The organism is Fuerstiella marisgermanici (genome assembly GCF_001983935.1).
GTDB classification, from domain to species: Bacteria; Planctomycetota; Planctomycetia; order Planctomycetales; family Planctomycetaceae; genus Fuerstiella; species Fuerstiella marisgermanici.
This window is the reverse complement of sequence record NZ_CP017641.1, coordinates 3,153,912-3,172,727: the sequence shown is the minus strand read 5'-3', so window position 1 is coordinate 3,172,727 and position 18,816 is coordinate 3,153,912. Positions and strand designations below refer to the sequence as shown.

The window sequence follows — 18,816 nt, the reverse complement described above, 5'->3', positions numbered from 1 at the left end:
CCGAAGTCAGACGTACAGCGCCGGACGCTGCGGGAACGCACCAAGATTATGAGCACAAGGAAAACCACCAAAGCCGCGAAGCACTCCCAGGGTGGCCTGTTGATTTGGCACGGAATGTCATGCTCCGGGCTGTGGCGACTTTTTCGGTCGAAGCCGTCGCTGCATTGGAGTCGCCTTGGCCGCATCCTGAGTCTGCCGGTTTCGGGCGTGTTCAATTCCGTGATGAAGCGGGCCGAATCGCTGGTCTATGGGAAACGTGTTCGCGAAACGAAGGTTGAGCATCCGCCGCTGTTTGTCTTCGGCTATTGGCGCAGTGGAACCACGCTGCTGCAAAACCTGCTCAGCCACGATCCACAGTTTCAACATCTGGGCCTGTACCGAGCTCTCTTTCCGTGGCACTTTCTACTGACGGAAAAAGCCGTCACTAAGCTGACGGCTCCGTTTGTCCCTAAGAATCGCCCGATGGACAACATGTCGGTTCATTGGGACGCGCCGCAGGAAGACGACGTTTCTCTGTGCATCATGAGCAACGTGTCGCCCATCAATTTGCTGTCTCACCCGACCGACTTTTCGCACTTCTGGAAGGCATTGGACTTTGAGCGACTGGAGCCCGAGGAACGTCAACGCTGGAAGGATTCGTTGGCGCTGCTGGTGAAAAAGCTGACCTTTACGTCACCGAAACGGATTATGATGAAGTCGCCGTTTCACACGTATCGCATTCCGGAATTGTTAGAGCTATTCCCTGACGCTCGGTTCTTGTACATCCACCGCAACCCGTACAACATTTTTCGTTCTGCCCTGCACCTGCGGCGGCGGATGATTGAAGAAAACACGCTGGGACGCAGCGTGTTTGATGGCAACGAAGAGCAGGTGATTGAATCGTACAAATTCGGCTTCGAAAAGTACGAACGTGATCGCCTGCTGGTTCCTGAAGAGCACCGTCACGAAATCTGTTACGAAGAACTGGAACAGGACCCGATTGGCGTGCTGCGAAAAGCCTATGCGGGACTCGACCTTCCCGGCTTCGAAGCGCTGGAGAAGGAACTTGAACCGCAGGTGGAATCGCTGAAACGTTATAAGAAGAACGAATTCAACGACGACCCGTACTGGGTGGATCGCGTGTACAACGAATTGAAGCCGGCCTTCGACCGCTTCGGCTACGACAAGCCGGAAGTGACCGCAGCGCCCGCTTCTGAAAAGGAAGCTACGTCGTCGGCGTCGTAATTTATGACTGATCCCAATCGTTCTCATCGCCAGTTGGTTGTCATCAATGTCGTGGGCCTAATATGGGACATGATCGGTGACAACACGCCGAACATTCGGTCGCTGATGCAACAAGGTTTCGGTCGCCCGATGCAGACCGTGCTGCCTGCCGTCACGTGTTCTGTACAGGCAACAATGCTGACCGGTGCGATGCCCGCTGAACACGGCATCGTCGGCAATGGCTGGTATGCTCGCGACCTTGCGGAAGTGATGTTCTGGAAGCAGTCGAACCACCTGATCGACGCTGAAAAAGTCTTCCAGACCGCTCGACAACGTGATGCCGCGCACACCACGGCGAAGATGTTCTGGTGGTACAACATGTACGCCGACGTCGCCTGGTCTGTGACGCCGCGGCCGTCGTACCCTGCCGACGGACGCAAGATTCCGGATATCTACAGTCATCCTGCTGATCTGCGAGATTCGTTGCAGGCCAGGCTGGGCAAGTTTCCGCTGTTCAATTTTTGGGGACCGACGGCGGATATTAAAAGTTCGGCGTGGATCGCTGACAGCAGCGTTGAGATATTCACGCAGCAGGATCCGTCGCTGACGCTCGTGTACCTGCCGCATCTGGACTACAACCTTCAACGCTTAGGACCGGACGATCCGGCGATTGCCGACGACATTCGCGCGGTTGATGTTGAAGCTGGAAAAATCATCGATGCCGCAAAACAACGCGATGCGGACGTGATTGTGTTGTCGGAGTACGGCATCACACAGGTGACGAAACCGATTCACATCAACCGAGCGTTGCGTGATGCGGGATTGCTGGCCGTGCGTCGCGAATCGCTTGGCTGGGAAACGCTGGACGCGGGGGCTTCAGCCGCCTTTGCCGTCGCCGATCATCAGGTTGCTCATGTTTATGTGAACGACGCTGCGAAGCTGCAACAGGTGCGGTCTGTGTTGACGAAGCTCGATGGGGTAGAAGCCGTGCTGGGTCGAAGTCAGCAGGCAGGATTCGGCATCGATCACTCACGCAGCGGAGACCTCGTGGCGGTGAGTGCGGTAGACGCGTGGTTTACATATTACTTCTGGCAGGACGATCAACTCGCCCCGGACTACGCTCGCACGGTCGACATTCATCGGAAACCGGGGTACGACCCGGTGGAATTGTTTGTGGATCCGACAATTCCGTTTCCAAAGTTAAAGGTGGCTCGCAGGTTGGCTCGCAAACTGGCTGGTTTCCGCTACTACATGGACCTGATCGGTCTGGATGCATCGATTGTCAAAGGCAGTCACGGTCGTTTGCCGGATGCCGACCGAATGGAATCTGACGGCCCGGTGTTCGTGTGCAACAATGGACGAGCGGAACGTGACGATATTCACGCGAAAGACGTGCGAGATTTGATCCTGGATCTGCAATTCGGCGCGTGACTCTGGCCATTCGGCGTATGCTTCATCACAATGCGGCGCGGAATGTGGTGTCAGAATATTCACCCAACCAGAGACTGTTTGCCCGACAACATAAGTCAATCATAGCCGAAGGAAAAACCTGTGGGACAAGGCGACGACGAAGGTGACGAAGAGTACGAAGATACAGAGCAGGTCCTGTTTCAAGGCCCGATGTTCGGTCGTGAAGCCAACCTGAAAAAGAATCCGCGCCTCGTCAAAGCCGCTCTGGTTCAGGTCAAACGCATGATCTCGGATGGTCTGGCTCGCCGAGCCCACACCATTCTGCTGGAACCGACTCAGGGGCGGATCGCCATTCGGTTTGTTGTCGACGGAATTCCGTATCCTGCCGGCGCACTTCCCGGTCAACGCGGGATTGCTTTGATTCAGATGACCAAGGTCCTGGCGGGGCTGAATCCGCAGGAACGCACCGCGCCGCAGTCCGGCGGAATCAACGCCGAATTTGATGGCACTCGCTACGAACTCTACACCGACTTCGTGCCGTTAAAGCCGGGTGTCGAACGGTTGCGCATTCGAGTTGAAAACCCCAAGATCACGTATCTGAAGCCGGCGTCGGTCGGGATGCCGGAAGATCTGTCGAAAAAACTTCGCAGCTTTACGGAAGATTCGAAGGGCATCATTCTGGCCTGTGGACCGCCCGAAACAGGCGTGACGTCGCTCTCCATCTGCGCGCTGCACTGCGTCGATCCGTATTTGTATTCAGTGTTCAATCTGGCGGACGTTGGTAATAAAGAACTGATTAACGTTACCGACTACGAAGGCGAAGAAGGCCACGATCTGGAACTGAGCCTGGACCGGATCATTCGCCGCGAAGCCGACATTATCTACATGGGTAAGCTGACGGATCCGGCCGTTGTGCAAACGATGTTCACGTTTGCTGACCGGCTGTGTTTTGTGGCGGAAATCGGCGGACGGACGCCTGCCGAGGCGATCAAACAACTGATCGAGTGGGTGGGAACAGAAGCGGTCGCTCAACACCTGCGCGGCGTGGTGACTCAGAAACTGATTCGCACGCTTTGTGACGACTGTAAACAAGCGTTCCGACCCAACCCGCAATTGCTGAAACGTCTCTCGCTGCCGCCAGAGACAACGGTTTTGTACCGGGCTCCCGCGCCGCCTGATCCGGAGGACGAGGATGCTCCGACGGTTGAGGAATTGTGTGCCGATTGCGATGGCGTACCGTACCATGGCAGGACAGCGGCGTTCGAACTGCTCGAAATGACCGAAGGCATGAAGGACGTCGTCCTTGCTGGAGCCGAACCGGACGCAATCAAACAGCAGATGTCGTCGGATGGGATGAGGACCATTCAGAAAGACGCATTGCGTCTGGTTGCGGAAGGTAAGACTTCATTGGAAGAAGTTCAGCGAGTCTTCGCTCCGCCACGGGGACGTCGCCCCAAAGGGCGACGACCTCGGCCGCGTCCGCAGTCATAGAACATGGCGTGACGATGGCAATGCCAGATCCCGATGACACCTCGGATTCCACATCCCGCTGGCGCTGGCTGTGGGCGGCAGCAGCCGTGTGTCTGGGGGGCTGCGGATGGCTGGAAGCGTTGAGGCTGCGAAGCATCATGGAAGATGGCGGCAGCCTGACCACCTTCCTGCTGTACTGGGACATGGAAACCACGCTTCCGTTTGTCGTGCTGTTGCTGCTGCCGATTCTGGTCTGGCGGGGGCGTTCTGACAGACCTCGCAAAACAGCTCCAGCGCAGGCCACGGCTGCGCCACGTTCGCACAGCGTGTCGAAAACGATTTTCGACTGCGCCGTCGTGTGCGCGATTTCGGTTTGCTGCAGTTGGTGGATCGGCAGCCGACCGATTGACGTGCAGACTGATCAGGGCGCGCAAAATATTGCGTTCGCCGACCTTCCGCCGGCTTATCACGATGAGTACAGCTATTTGCTGCAGGCCAGAACCTTTCTGCAAGGGCGACTTTCTTACCCGCCAGCGACGGTTCGTCCTGATCTGTTTCATCAGTTTCATGTACTGAACGAAGACCGCACGGTCAGTCGCTATTTCCCATGGACGGGCCTGTGGATTGCTCCTTTCGAAGCCTTCGGACATCCGTTTTGGGGTCACTGGCTGGCTGGCGGACTCGCGGCGGCTTTCTTTTATCTGTCGATGCGCCACTTCATGTCGCGGTCGGTATCGCTGCTGGCCGGGTTTCTGATTGCCGTGAGTCCGGGACTCGCCATCTTCAGCAATTTACTGTTGGCTCATCATCCCACGATGCTGGCGCTGAGTGTCTTTCTGTGCGGCTTTCTACGGATGATGGCCACACTAAAACTGCGATGGGCGTTTGTGGCCGGTACTGCGCTGACGCTCGCAATGTTGGGGCGCCCGATGACGGCGGCGGGGTTCGGTCTGCCATTCGGAATCTGGTTGGTGTACTCGCTCGTCCGCAGTCGAAGAATTTCCGCAGACGCCTTCGCGGTTCACCGTCGCCTGATCGCAGGATTTGCAGTGCCGCTTATTTGCGGATTCGCAGCGCTGGCGATCCTGAACCACGATGCCACGGGGCGGTGGACTCGCACAGCCTACCAGGAATACACCGATCGCTACACGCCTCGACATCGCTACGGATTCGGCAACGGGGATGAGGCGTCCGAAGTGCCCGGTCCGCCTGCGATTCAGAAATACAACGAATGGGCAAAGAACCTCACGCCGGCTGAGGCCATGCGCAATGTGTGGTCGCGGTTGCGGTACAGCCTGTTCTGGTCGTTGTCGTCGGTTCCGATTCTGTTTGCCGTGATCATCAGCGGCCGACTTCTGAAATCACGATCAGGATCACGACCAGGTGATGCTTCTACTTCACGCAACGATCTGTCGGTCGGCGACAACGCTGGGAATCGAATCGCGACAGCAACGGGATTAAAGTTACTGGCGGGGGCAACCGTGTGCCTGCATGCGGTGCACGTTCCCTATTGGTTCGACGGAATCATGCACTGGCATTACGTCTTCGAAACGGCTCCGCTGATGCTGATGTTGACAGCCGTTGGCATCGCCGACGCTACGACAACAGTTAGCCAGCGCACGTCGCCGCGTTTGGCTGTTGCGTGGACGGGAATGTTTGTTGGCGTGAGTCTGTTGCCGGGGTGGGTCTCGCTACCGGAATTCGGGGACACATCAAAGGCGTCTGCCGCGATCCAGGAGCAGGCGTTTTCCCGCACCCGGTTCGCGTACTTCAACAACGCCGTCCGCAGCGAGTCCATGCAGAAGCCAGCGCTGGTCCTTGTTGACGAACGAGACACCGATCCTCAGCTAAGCTACGTCATCAATCCGCCGGATCTACAGGGGCCGGTCCTTATCTGTCGACGACCTGCCACGGACCAGGAAATTCAGGACCTCCGTCAGGAGTTTCCGGATCGAACGCTGTACGTTTTCGATCCCAACGACTTACGCTTTCGCCCCATCGGTGACGCTGCCCCTTAGAGCAGTTTCCCTCTTGCTGTGGGCCGTTCGGGCGCGTGGGAAACAGCCCTCATCGTCCGAAAAGCTTTCTCCGCGGCCACAAGCCAGCGAGATTCGCTGTAGCCGCTAAGCAGCCATTTCGCGTTTTTCCGGCGGCTGAGGATGCCATGCCCCGAACTTTTCGGGCTTCATCTTGTCTTCGCTGTTTTTCGGGGCGCGCGGGATTGCGTGGCGTGTCCGTGCTAGGGGCTGCGGCGTCCTGTTCCGTTTGGAATCGGATCCGAATAGGGAAAACGGGAAGGCAGGTGAACCGGCTGTTCCCGGGATGCTGAAGGGTGGCTTACCCCAAATGCGGGACCGTCGATTATGCGGCCTAAATCAAAGTCGGAAGAGCCGGCCGATCGAGTCGCCAAACCGCAAAAAACTCAGCGTTTTTCCGGCTCGAAAGCATGCCCATCGCTGTTCGCCGTCGCCTACGGGCCGACCAACGGAAATGACGTCGGCGATTCCGGTTCCACCCCGCTGAAACGCACGCCACGCCAACCCGCAGCGGGGCGGTCCCCGCACTACCCCGGTTTTGGCAGGACTTTGGTCGACTTCTGGCGATTTCGACCGTACACTGCCGACGATATTGGAATCTGGCCGGGTTCGCGGTTCGTGAACCGGTTTCGTAGGTCCGTTTACCGCAAACTATCGCGTCTCGCGGTGGTTTTTCAGCTTGAGCAAACAGGGTGATTTCGTTGGCAACCGTAGAACAAGACAAATCTGTTGAAACCATCGCCGGGGCGGAAATCCTGGTTGAGATGCTGATCCGCATGAAGGCGGATTTTGTATTCGCCTATCCGGGCGGAGCCAGCATGCCTCTCCACCAGGCGTTGCGAGCTGCTCGTGACCGCATCCGCACCATTTTGCCACGACACGAACAGGGCGGAAGCTTTGCCGCTCAGGGGGTGGCTCGCACAACCGGCCGAGCGGGCGTCTGCATGGCGACAAGTGGTCCCGGAGCCACCAACCTGGTGACTGGCATCGCCGACGCCAAGCTGGACAGTGTGCCGATGGTCGCCATCACCGGCCAGGTGCCTCAGGCGCTGATCGGTACCGACGCGTTTCAGGAAACGCCGATGGTGGAAGTGTGCCGAGCCATCACCAAGCACCACTACCTGATCACCGACATCAAGGACGTGGCTCGCATCGTCAAAGAAGCGTTCTACATCGCGGAAACCGGTCGGCCGGGCCCCGTGCTGATCGATATCCCGAAAGACGTTCAACTGGCGACGCTGCCACGCGACGAAGTTGACTTTGATCCGCCGTTCAAGCTACCCGGTTATCGTCCGGAGATTCGAAAGGCAGCTCCGGAACAGATTAGCCAGGTCGTTGCGGCGATCCGGCGTTCAAAGCGGCCCGTGCTTTACGTCGGTGGTGGATGCATTCAAAGCGAAGCGTCTGACGACCTGCGAGAATTCGCGCTGCGGACTGGCATTCCGGTGGCGATGACTGTTATGGGACTCGGCGCGTTTCCGGGCGAACATGAGCAGTCGCTGCACATGCTGGGCATGCATGGAACAGCTTACGCCAACTATGCAGTGGAAGAATCCGACCTGCTGCTGGCCTTTGGAGTTCGCTTCGATGACCGAGTGACCGGCAAGCTGGAAGAATTCGCCAAGCACGGCAAGATTGTTCACGTGGATATCGATCCGTCCGAAATCCACAAGAACAAAGAAGCTCACATTCCCATCAACGCAGACCTGAAGGAAATGCTGGTCGCGCTGAACAAAGCGCTGACAGACAGCGATATTCCAGACATCACTGAATGGCGAACAAAGATTGCGGGCTGGAAGAAGAAGTACCCGCTCTCTTATCGCGACGACGGTGACAACATTCTGCAGCAGTGGGCGATCGAAGAACTGTACAACCAGACAAAGGACAAAGATCCCTACGTCGCGGTTGGCGTCGGCCAGCATCAAATGTGGGCGGCTCAGTTCTATAAATTCGACAAGCCTCGTCACTGGCTCAGCAGTTCCGGACTTGGAACGATGGGCTTTGGCCTGCCGACGGCGATGGGCATGCAGGCGGCTCAACCCGATTCGCTGTGCATCGATATCGATGGCGACGGTTCCTTCCAGATGAACATTCAGGAACTGGCGACACTCACCTGCGAAAAACTGCCCGTGAAGATCCTGCTGCTGAACAATCAGCACCTCGGCATGGTGACTCAGTGGGAAGACCGCTTCATGGAAGGTCGCCGAGCTCACACGTACCTCGGCCCGGCCGATCATCCGGAAGCACTCGGCGATGGCGATGGTTCGCAGCCAGACGACACCTATCCTAACTTCGTAAAGATTGCCGAAGGGTATGGCGTGAAGTCGCGACGAGTCCGAAGTAAGGCTGAGTTCCCTGCGGCTCTGAAAGAAATGCTGGAACACGACGGGCCGTACCTGCTGGACGTGATCTGCGTTTACCAGGAACACGTACTGCCGATGATCCCCGGCGGAAAATCGGTGAAGGATATGATTCTGGAATAGCCCGCAATCCGATTCATGATGTCACTTCCGAAGCCCGGCTTTTTCGAAAAGCCGGGCTTCTTGTGTTCTCGGCGAACCTTTTTTGTTCGCCCTGCACGAATCCACCGGTTTACGCCGCGGCCTGATTTATGTCTAACACCTGGAAAACTCGCCTGCGAACCTGCGTGCAAAACGCCTGTGTCGCCGAAGTGTCTGCCGTTAAGCCCGGCAACGTTTCGCCCGCCCACAGTTTTGCAAACGCCACAGCCGACGACTTTGTCGCGTCAGCCAAAGCGATCGCACCCGTGATCGCGGATGTATCTGCGGCAACAATCGGGCAGACCATTCTGCAGGCCGTTGCAGCGACTCAGCGTGTTGTCGATCACAACACGAACCTCGGCATCATTCTGTTGCTGACTCCACTGGCTGCGGTGCCGGAAGACACGTTACTTGAAGACGGCATCGAAGACGTGCTGAAGCAACTCAGCGTTGAAGATGCTGTCCTGACCTACCGAGCAATCCAACGTGCATCGCCCGGTGGTCTGGGAAACGCCGAAACTCAGGACGTCGACTCGCAACCAACAATCGATCTTCGAGCGTGCATGAAGCTCGCGGCCGATCGGGACCTCATTGCAGCCCAATACACCAACGGTTTTCACGACGTACTGCACGTCGGTCTGCCGTTGCTGCTGCAGACGGCGAAGTGGGATGGCAAATTTCAGTATCGAGCCGCGTGGTTAGCTGTCCGGCTTTTGGCCGAATTTGGAGATTCCTTGATCGCTCGCAAATGCGGAAAGGACATTTCGGATGAGGCGCAGAATCTGGCTCAACAGGTGGTCGATTCCGGCTGGCCTCATCAGGCTGGCACCGATCCCGTCTACATGCAACTCGACCGTTTTCTGAAACTCGACGGCAACCGTCGCAATCCGGGAACAACAGCCGATATGATCGCAGCCCTCTTTTTCGCCGCGCTACGGAACGGGCATTGCCGATTCAACGAACTGACCAACGAACTGATGTTTATCCATGACTGAAACATTCGAAGCCTGCGTAACCAAAGATTCACTCGTCTTTAGCGCCGCTCATTTCATCACGTTTAACGGCAACATCTGTGAACGTTTGCATGGCCACAACTGGCGGCTGGATGTGTCGATCGCGGGGCACCTGGATGAAAACCATTACGTGTTTGATTTCATCGCCATGCGCGATGCGTGCCAAAGCATTGTGAACGAACTGGACCATAAGGTGCTGTTGCCCGATCGTCACGACAGCATCACCGTGCAAACCAGCGACGACGGTCGAGAAGTGACGGCCAGATTTGAAGAACGCCGTTGGGTGTTTCCCGTCGAAGACTGTGCGATTCTGCCGCTGGAAAACACGACCGCAGAACTGATTGCCAGACTGATCGGCCAACAACTCATGACAGCGCTGGATTTGGCGTCCGTCAGAAATGTGACATCGCTAAAGGTCAGCGTCGAAGAAAACTTCGGTCAGTGGGCTACTGTGACATTACCCGTTGGAGCTGTTTAATGAAGGTCATGCTTTTTGCATTTGTTGCAGTGTGCGCCACGAATTCGTTTTCGCTCGGAGCGGCCCTTGCGGCGGAACGGGAACAGGCGGCGGCGGCTCGAGAAATTTTGGACACGTGGCACGCCGATCAGCCAGAACCGGGTGACCGGTACTTGCATCTGGTGTGCTGGACTCCCGGTGATCGCGAGTTTCCTGCAAACTACGAGCAGCGGTTGACGCGGATCATGCGTCACATCCGGGCTTTCTATCTGCGTGAGATGGAGCGTTTTGGGTTCGCGGGACGCACCATCGGACTACAATTTGGTGAGGACCAGCAACTTGTTTTACACGCGGTACGCGGCGTTCACCCAACGGCTCACTACGGTCGAGAATCGGGCAATGAGATCCGGCGCGAGTGCCTGCCTGTTCTTGAAAAAGCAGGCATTGATGCAGATCACGAAACGATCATGATCATGTGCAATTTGGCGACGTGGGATGCCGAAAAGCTCGAGTTCAAACATGTGTCGCCGTACTACGCTGGGGGTTCATTTCGCAGTGGCACCGCCTGGCAATTGGATTCTCCAGAACTGGATTCACTTCACCTGAAACTCACGAGTCCGATCATCCACGATGGAGAATATGGGCGAATTTCGCTCGGCAAACACAATTCAATTTTCATCGGAGGAATCGCCCACGAACTCGGCCACGCGCTTGGCTTGCCCCACTGCAAAGCCCGCCCGGACGAAGCGGTCCGAGGCACGGCGTTGATGGGATCGGGAAACCGCTCATACGGTGACGAAATTCGAGCCGAAGGGCCGGGAAGCTTTCTGACGCTCGCACACGCTCTTCGGTTGGCGTCGCACCCGCAGTTTTCCGGATCGGTCAAGGGGCTCACGCAGACGGCCAAAGCAGAGATCTCTGAACTGTCACTGGATGTCGACGGCAAAGCCATTCAGGTTTCCGGTATCGTTAGTGGAACTCCGCCCGTCTATGCTGTTGTGGCGTATTTCGATCCTGACGGCGGCGGCGACTACAACGCCACCACAGCGACTGCCGTGCCGGATTCGAGTGGTCGATTCACGCTGCGTTCGGAAGCGTTGAAGCCGGACATGGGTGGCGAACTGCGACTGTTCCCGCTGCACGTCAACGGCTCCGCAGCCGGGCAAATGTCGCGTACCAGATTTCGTCACTCGTACACCGTCGCTGCCGACGGCACGCCCGATCTGTCAACGTTTCAGACGCGTCAGGCATTGAAGCTGTTGGTTGCTTTCCTGTTGCTGGACAACCACAGCGAAGCTAAGCATTTTGTTTCCACAATGAAGCCGGGAAAAGCGAAGGCAATTGCCACTCAGCTACTCGATCATAGAGCAGCATCTGAAACGCCGGCAGAATTCCGCAGCGACGATGCTTCCGTCAGTATTGCAAAGCTAAAGGCCCACACCAGCAAAGTAGGTTGGGGCCAACCAATGTTCAACCGAGTTCCTGACGCATCGATGCTGCTGGAATCCGGTGGTCGATTGTTCGAAACCGGCATCTACGCCCACGCTCCAGCACGGCACGTATACACGCTGGGCGGCAGCTGGAAGTCCTTCAGCGGGCAGGCGGGACTTGCCGCAGGACATAGCGGATCCGTACAGTTTGAAGTGTTGGGTGACGGGAAATCGTTGTGGAAGTCGGGCGTCATTCGTGAAGGCCGGACCGCGACGTTCAACGTGTCAGTGGACGGAGTGCAGCAATTGGAACTGTTGACACATCCCACCAGTGACGGCCCGGCAGCAGACTGGGCGCTGTGGCTGGAGCCGACGCTGAAACGATAATGTAGTCGTTCGGCAAAACCGATGCCCAACGAGCTGAACCGAAATGACGTGGATGAACTGCGAAGGGTGGTGGGAGCAACCGGGCTTCGGTCGTCAGACGATGAGTGATCTACGGTTGCGATACGACAACGGCTTGGTCCAGGGACTGGGAAGAGACGTCGTCGGCGCATTCCAAATCCATGGCTTCGTCAACGCAACCACGACGTCGCTTATCAAACGCTACAAAGACGCCCATGAGGTTGCCTACTATGGCTCGTGTGACGGCGAAGGTACCTTCTTTGGGCACTGGAGTATCTTCAGGCTGGGCGGCAAGTGGCTGATTAAGATACGGTCGGCCGACGGGCAGTCATCAGAGATCTACAATATTTAAGACTCAGATTGAATGGCCTGGACCGCCCCCACACCCGCGAACAACGTGAGCACCGCCGGCGCTTCAGCCTTCGCACCGTCACCCGTCCGCCACGCCAATCGCCCGCCGGTGCGTACCGGCCTTAGTCGTCGCGGTTGGCTTCGAGGACGGAGAGGAATGCTTTTTGAGGGATCTCGACAGCGCCGAATTGCTTCATGCGCTTCTTGCCCTCTTTTTGCTTTTCCAGCAGCTTGCGTTTTCGACTGATGTCGCCGCCGTAGCACTTGGCCGTTACGTTTTTGCGGAATGCGGAAATGGTTTCTCGAGCGATAATTTTTCCGCCGATGGCTGCCTGGATAGCGATCTCGAATTGATGCTTGTTGATTTCTGTCTTCAGGCGTTTCACGAGTGCTCGGCCACGTCGGTCGGCAGTGCTGCGGTGGACGATGGTTGAGAGGGCGTCGACTTGTTCGCCCTTCACGAGGATATCCATCTTCACCAGATCGGCGGCCGTGTAACCGATGATCTCATAATCCATCGTGCCGTAGCCGCGAGTCACGCTTTTCAGCTTGTCGTACATGTCGTAGACGATTTCACTGAGCGGCAGTTCGTAGACAACCTGAGCTCGCGTGGGCCCAAGGAATTCGGTGTTTTTATAGATGCCGCGTCGGTCCTGGCTAAGCTGCATGATTGTGCCCACGTTTTCTGCGGGAACAATGAAGCTGACCTTCGCGATCGGTTCGCGGAATTCATCGATCTGGCTGGGATCGGGAACGTCCTGCGGATTATCGATCACCATCGTCTTGCCAGACTTGGTCAGGATCTCGTAGGTGACGTTCGGGGCGGTCTGAATCAGGTCCATGTCCTGTTCACGCTCAAGCCGCTGCTGGACGATCTCCATGTGCAGCATGCCGAGGAACCCGCAACGGAAGCCGAAGCCGAGTGCGTCGCTGGTCTCTGGCTGAAACGAGAAACTCGAATCGTTCAGACTTAGTTTCTGTAACTCGTCCCGCAGGCTTTCGAAGCCTGTTGCGTCGAGCGGGTACATCCCGCAGAAGACCATCTGCTTGGGCTTTTGGTAGCCGGGCAACGGTGCTTCGGCCGGATTGTTGGCCATCGTGACTGTGTCGCCGACGGTGATGCGGCTCAGTTCTTTCACGCCGGTCAGGACGTAACCCACCTGGCCGGGGCCGAGTTCCTTGCAGGGCACAAGGCCGGGACGAAACTGACCGATCTCAATCACTTCGCTGTTGACGTTTTCGCGCATAAAGCGAATGTTATCGCCCTTGCGGATCACTCCGTCCACCATTCGCACGTAGGTGACCACGCCACGGTATTTGTCGAACTTCGAATCGAAGACCAGCGCTTTTAACGGCTTATCGGGGGAACCGGACGGAGGAGGAATTTTGCTGATGATGGCATCGAAGACGGTATCGACGTTAAGTCCGGTTTTCGCGCTGACTCGCAGAGCTTCTGAAGCATCCAGGCCCAGAATGTTCTCGACTTCTTCCAGCACCTCTTCGACGCGAATCACCTGCAGGTCGATTTTATTGACGACGGGCACGATCTCCAGGTCCACTTCAATCGCGGCATAAGCGTTGGCCACGGTTTGAGCCTGGACTCCCTGAAAAGCATCGATCAGCAGCAAAGCGCCTTCGCATGCGGCGAGGCTGCGGTTAACTTCGTAGTGGAAGTCGACGTGACCAGGCGTATCAATCAGGTTCAGTTCGTACGTCTGGCCGTCTTTTTTGTAGTCGATGGTGACCGACCGAGCCTTCACGGTAATGCCGCGTTCTTTTTCGATTTCCAGATCGTCCAGAATCTGCGAATGAAACTCGCGTTCCGTGATGGTGCCGCTTTGCAGCAGCAACTGATCAGCCAGCGTACTCTTGCCGTGGTCGATATGAGCAATAATGCTGAAGTTGCGAATTAACTTGGGATCCATGTGACTCTCAGAAGGGGCGAGGGAAGGAACGCGTTTGAGAAGTTCGCACGGAGTACGTTCCCTCAGTGCTTAGACGGTAAGAGAACTCGTGTGAGGTGGCTTTGCAGACACGGCGCCGACGGTTGCATTCTACCACCGTTCAGCTGATCTGATTCCGCCTGAAACCCTCTAATCCATAAAGATGCGTTCGTAGCCGTCGAAAATTACGTCCAGCAAATCGCGAGCCGCCTCGGTCGCTCGATAGCGTGTGAACGTGTCTGTTTTCTCTGGGGTTTCACCGACCAGGCGAATGTTGTCCTCTTCGCTGTACATCCATGATTCTTCCTGCAGAATCGCAAACACGGCGTGCAGAGCGCCTTCGCCGGCGGGAATGAAGACTTCGCCGTCCAGGAACAACTGGTAGGAGTATTCTTCCAGCTTTGTCCACGGGATGTCGGCCGTTGAACCTCGGTAGTAGGGTTCCAACACAGACTGGTCTGCGGGCTTCACATTCGGGTTGTGAAGCATGTCGATAGCGTTCCACGGACAAATCGTCAGCTGGTAGAAGTCGCTGCTGTCGTTTGGCGACCGATAGCACATCTGGCAGCCGATGCAGCGGCTGGTGTCGATCTGATGGTAGCTTTCCGAAGGAACAGGGCTGACAACTTCGTAGATGCAGTCGACGGGACAGACCGTGGCGCAGGAATTACACGACGTGCAACTGTCTTTGTTGATCACGTTGATGTAGCGAGTTTCCTTCTTCCGATCGGCTTTACGCGTCTGGAAGTAGTCGGTCATGGAAATCGTCATCGCAGTTCCTGCTATTCTGAATCTGTCGCTGTTTACTGAGTTTACCAGCAAAACCCCGGGAAACTGTACCTTGCACGGCCGAACGCAGCCAGTGATTCCCGGCGCTGCACGCCGCGTTTTTGCTCAATACGGCCACGTTTCCTGCCTCTGAGAAGCCGGATTACGCGGGCTTTGCCGCCAGGCCACACGCAGTCCGGACCCGTTCGACCACTTCGCGAGCTTTCGCGCGAGCCGTTCTGGCTCCCTGAATGAGAATATCCTCGACATCGTCGGGCCGTTGCTCCAGATCGGCTCGCAAATCAAACGCGGGACCGAAATATTCCATCGCAGCGTCGTACAAAGCGCCCTTTGCTTCACCGTAGCCCATTCCGCCCGCTCGATAGCGGTCCGCCAGTGCGGCCAGCTGCTCATCAGTCGCAAACAGCTTGTAAAGGTTAAAAACGGCACAGGTGTCGGGGTTCTTAGGCGCTTCGACCGGCGTCGAATCGGTCGTGATCTTGTTGATGATCTTTTTTAGCTTCTTCGGCGTCTCAAACAGCGGGATCGTGTTGTTGTAGCTTTTCGACATCTTCTCACCGTCCGTGCCCGGCACCTTTGCCGAATGGTCCAGCACGTGTGCGTCCGGAAGCACGAAACAATCGTCGCCGTACATGGAGTTGAATCGTTGAGCCAGATCGCGGGTGACTTCGATGTGCTGCACCTGGTCCAGGCCAACCGGCACGACGTTACTGTCGTAGATCAGGATGTCGGCCGCCATCAAAACCGGATAGGTGAACAGCCCCGCGTCGGCAGCGAGGCCCTTGGCTTTTTTGTCTTTGTAAGCGTGACACTTTTCCAACAGGTGCATCTGAGTGATCGTCATCAGCAACCACGTCAGTTCGGTCACTTCGGGCACATCAGACTGCCTGAACAAAGTGGCCTGGTCCGGCTTTAATCCCAGGGCCAGCAGGTCCAGTGCCGAATCGGCCACGTTTTGTCGCAGCACATTGGGCTCGCGAACCGTGGTCAGAGCGTGCAGGTCGGCAATGAAGTAGTAGGACTGCTCATTGCCCTGCAGTTCGATGTATTGCCGAATGGCTCCGAAGTAGTTGCCCCAGTGGAAGCGACCGGTCGGCTGAATGCCGGACAAAATTTTCATGATGAGAATAGGTTCTGTGTCTAAGAAGCGTCCGTACGCAGGGTCCCAACAAGTTCCGAAATGTTGCTCACGCCTTCCTGCTGAACAACCTCGGCCAACTGACTAACCAGTTCACTGGACAGGCCCGGGTTATAAAAGTTCGCCGTGCCTACCTGAACTGCTGTGGCACCAGCGACCAAAAATTCCATCACATCGTTCAGGCACTGAATTCCACCCACACCGATAATTGGAATCTTCACCGCCTGAGCCACCTGCCACACGATTCGCAGTGCTAACGGCTTGATCGCTGGACCACTCAAACCGCCCAGCACATTGCCGAGAATCGGTTTTCGTTTTTTCCAGTCGATCGCCATCCCCTGAAACGTGTTGATCAGCGATACCGCGTCAGCTCCGGCATCGGCCACTGCCTGAGCGATTGGAATCACGCTTGTCACGTTTGGAGTGAGCTTGGCGATCACAGGCAACGGACCTGCGCTGCAAACGGTTTCCACGACCGATGCGGCAAGTTCCGGATTCGTACCGAAGTCGACTCCGCCAGACACATTTGGGCACGAAATGTTCAGTTCTACGGCCGCCACGCCTTCTGCCGCGTTCAAGACGTCTGCCATGCGACGAAATTCGTCGTTCGTTTTTGCCGCGATGTTCACGATGACGGACGAACCCAGGTCCGCAAGGTAGGGCAGTTTTTCGGCCATAAACTGGTCGAAGCCGTCGTTGTCCAGGCCGATGGAGTTCAGCATTCCGCTGGCCGTTTCAACCGTGCGAGGCGGCGGGTTTCCGGCACGGGGCTGAGGCGTCACCGTTTTGGGAATGATGCCGCCCAGTTTTTTGAAGTCGACAAACGCCGTCATTTCCTTCGCGTACCCAAAGGTGCCGGACGCGACAAGGATCGGATTAGCCAGAGAGAGACGATTTAGCTTTACGGCGAGGACAGACATGCGGCGTGTTTACGTGGGCCTACGGATTTCGAAGGCGCGAAGCATAGCAGCGGATTGTCGTCTGGTACACCAAAGGCCCCGACCGTGGTGTCGCGGTTGAGGCATCGCCTGCGGTCTGCGTCGAAGAGTGCGTCTACCGGCGGTTTTGCGAAACCAGGACGGTTTCCTGATACTTCAGCAGCGGGACCATTTTCAGGCTGCCGTCCGTCAGGGATTTGTTCCAGCCATTGATCGACTGTAAGTCTTTTTCTGTCAGGTTCCGCACAAACCGATGCTCAGCTCGCAAAATGGTGCGGTCATCCGGTCGCAGATCCAGTTGGACGACAACAGGGATGCGATCTTTCAGCTTTCGCAGTTCTGCGTTCAACGCGAGGCGCGGTTCTGGAAACATGCTGCCCGGATGAAGGATGCAGTTTAGCTGAGCGGTCCAGTCGGTATATGTGAGATACTGTTCAATCTGGCCTTCATCTTCCCAGGGACGCGTGGTGACAGAATATTTCCACGATGGTGAGTCGAGCATCAGGACGCCGGTTTTCGAATTGAACTGCGGATCGAATGACGGGTTCAACTGAAACTTCAGCGTTCGCGCTGCCTGTTCGGCCTGCGACGAATTTCCAGCGGTGAGTTCGCGAAGGTACTGCTTCATTTTCGGTTCGCGAGTCTGCAACATTTGTTTGATTTGGCTGAACGGAATCGTGGTGTAGATTCCTCGCGCCGAATTCAAAACCACAAACCGCCGTGCGACTTTTTCGAGGATGATCACTTCACCCGCTGATTCGACGAAGTCATACGCGCGGCCGTTGTGGAACAGTGAAAGGCTGTTCGACAGAATCGGTTCGCGGCCGTCCGCATCCAGTCGTGACGCGTCATACACAACCGTTGAAACACTCAGTCCCTGAGCCATTGTGGCTGGAATGGCGATGAGTAGACAACTCACGAAAACAAATGCGCGGAGCATAGCAGGCATTCCTGTGACAGGACGACGGGAAGTCAACTCCCACAGGATACCGGACTGCCGCAGGCCAATGGAGATGTGTCCGGTGCCCACGCCGCTTAGTCGCCAAACCAACCGACAGCGTTTGGTGCTGCGAGGCGATTTCTGCCGCATCCAGGCTGACACGGGCAGAATCTGCCGAAGATTCGCCTGCGGTGGCGATCAGTTCCGCAGGCGGTCACTGTCCGTGATCAGTGCGCGTGGTCATGGCCTTCGTGATCGTGGCTGTGACTGATGCTGCCGCGATAGGATTTGCCGTCGATTTTAACCACCAGCTGCGGCGCGGCGCCGTCTGCGTCGAGAAGCGTGCCGAGCTCTTTGTTGGCCGACGCGAAACGAGAAGACTTACCATCCTCGTCCCCGTCGTCCGGTTTGGCCGCCAGCTTAAACTGTTCGGGCTTGTCGCCGTGCTTAACGTTGATGCGCACATCGGCGGCATCGATCGCCACCTGCTTTGTGGCCGAACCGTCTAAGATGTAAACCGTTACGCCGCCCGTTTCCTCATTGTGAACGACTTCGCCGTGATACTGGTCGTCGCCAAGTTCGACAAGTTCACCGTGATGAGGCCCTTCAGACGGATGATCGTGCGTGCCGTGATCATGGCCGTCATGGTCATCCACCGTGGCCGGCGGCAGATCGGTCACAGGGGCCGAGTTGTCGTCTGCCGTATCAGCGCACCCAGCGATACAGAGGGCCATTGGTAAAAGCAGCAGCGAGACCAACTTAGGAAGTCGAACAGACATTCAGGTCACTCCG

Annotated in this window: 16 protein-coding genes; 10 read left to right on the top strand and 6 right to left on the bottom strand. The window is 56.7% G+C overall.

The genetic code is table 11. The annotated features are described in order from the left end of the window. Window positions 1-48: 48 nt before the first annotated feature. From Fuma_RS12020 to Fuma_RS11975, 10 genes are all read left to right on the top strand, one after another. Entirely contained in the window at window positions 49-1,224 is a 1,176-nt protein-coding gene (locus Fuma_RS12020) for a sulfotransferase family protein (RefSeq protein ID WP_077024357.1), read from the top strand. Window positions 1,225-1,227: 3 nt separating this feature from the next. After that, on the top strand, window positions 1,228-2,634 hold the full coding sequence (locus tag Fuma_RS12015) for an alkaline phosphatase family protein (RefSeq protein ID WP_077024356.1): 1,407 nt from the start codon (window positions 1,228-1,230) through the stop codon (window positions 2,632-2,634). 120 nt (window positions 2,635-2,754) lie between these two features. Beyond that, window positions 2,755-4,104 (top strand): ATPase, T2SS/T4P/T4SS family, encoded by a 1,350-nt coding sequence (locus Fuma_RS12010; RefSeq protein WP_077024355.1) that lies wholly within the window; start codon window positions 2,755-2,757, stop codon window positions 4,102-4,104. 20 nt (window positions 4,105-4,124) lie between these two features. Then, a complete protein-coding gene (locus Fuma_RS12005; RefSeq protein WP_218922425.1) occupies window positions 4,125-6,101 on the top strand; it encodes an ArnT family glycosyltransferase in 1,977 nt (658 codons plus the stop codon). Between the two features lie 345 nt (window positions 6,102-6,446). Beyond that, complete coding sequence (locus tag Fuma_RS12000; protein ID WP_077024353.1) at window positions 6,447-6,815, top strand: hypothetical protein; 369 nt, start codon at window positions 6,447-6,449, stop codon at window positions 6,813-6,815. A 5-nt stretch (window positions 6,816-6,820) separates the two neighbouring features. After that, window positions 6,821-8,602, top strand: coding sequence for a biosynthetic-type acetolactate synthase large subunit (gene ilvB / locus Fuma_RS11995; protein ID WP_179954447.1), 1,782 nt, complete (start codon window positions 6,821-6,823; stop codon window positions 8,600-8,602). 128 nt (window positions 8,603-8,730) lie between these two features. Beyond that, on the top strand, window positions 8,731-9,615 hold the full coding sequence (locus Fuma_RS11990) for a triphosphoribosyl-dephospho-CoA synthase (protein WP_083731984.1): 885 nt from the start codon (window positions 8,731-8,733) through the stop codon (window positions 9,613-9,615). Further along, window positions 9,608-10,111, top strand: a complete 504-nt coding sequence (locus Fuma_RS11985; RefSeq protein ID WP_077024352.1) for a 6-pyruvoyl trahydropterin synthase family protein — start codon at window positions 9,608-9,610, stop codon at window positions 10,109-10,111. The genes Fuma_RS11990 and Fuma_RS11985 overlap by 8 nt, the downstream gene beginning before the upstream one ends. Then, window positions 10,111-11,907, top strand: a complete 1,797-nt coding sequence (locus Fuma_RS11980) for an NPCBM/NEW2 domain-containing protein (RefSeq protein ID WP_077024351.1) — start codon at window positions 10,111-10,113, stop codon at window positions 11,905-11,907. The genes Fuma_RS11985 and Fuma_RS11980 overlap by 1 nt, the downstream gene beginning before the upstream one ends. Window positions 11,908-11,959: 52 nt before the next feature. Then, the gene (locus Fuma_RS11975) at window positions 11,960-12,277 is read left to right on the top strand and encodes a hypothetical protein (protein WP_145944128.1); all 318 of its coding nucleotides are present in this window, start codon (window positions 11,960-11,962) and stop codon (window positions 12,275-12,277) included. Window positions 12,278-12,398: 121 nt separating this feature from the next. Here the strand turns inward: Fuma_RS11975 and lepA are convergent, their stop codons facing one another. The 6 genes from lepA to Fuma_RS11945 form a co-directional block, all read right to left on the bottom strand. Then, on the bottom strand, window positions 12,399-14,201 hold the full coding sequence (gene lepA, locus Fuma_RS11970) for a translation elongation factor 4 (protein ID WP_077024349.1): 1,803 nt from the start codon (window positions 14,199-14,201) through the stop codon (window positions 12,399-12,401). Window positions 14,202-14,369: 168 nt separating this feature from the next. Then, window positions 14,370-14,990, bottom strand: coding sequence for a 4Fe-4S dicluster domain-containing protein (locus Fuma_RS11965; protein ID WP_083731983.1), 621 nt, complete (start codon window positions 14,988-14,990; stop codon window positions 14,370-14,372). 160 nt (window positions 14,991-15,150) lie between these two features. After that, window positions 15,151-16,128 (bottom strand): tryptophan--tRNA ligase, encoded by a 978-nt coding sequence (gene trpS, locus Fuma_RS11960; RefSeq protein ID WP_077024347.1) that lies wholly within the window; start codon window positions 16,126-16,128, stop codon window positions 15,151-15,153. Window positions 16,129-16,148: 20 nt separating this feature from the next. Further along, window positions 16,149-17,066 carry a dihydroorotate dehydrogenase gene (locus Fuma_RS11955; protein WP_077024346.1) on the bottom strand — a complete coding sequence of 306 codons (918 nt, stop codon included), beginning with the start codon at window positions 17,064-17,066 and terminating at the stop codon, window positions 16,149-16,151. Window positions 17,067-17,199: 133 nt separating this feature from the next. After that, a complete protein-coding gene (locus tag Fuma_RS11950; protein ID WP_145944126.1) occupies window positions 17,200-18,024 on the bottom strand; it encodes a hypothetical protein in 825 nt (274 codons plus the stop codon). A 227-nt stretch (window positions 18,025-18,251) separates the two neighbouring features. Further along, complete coding sequence (locus Fuma_RS11945) at window positions 18,252-18,803, bottom strand: hypothetical protein (RefSeq protein ID WP_077024344.1); 552 nt, start codon at window positions 18,801-18,803, stop codon at window positions 18,252-18,254. Window positions 18,804-18,816: the final 13 nt, after the last annotated feature.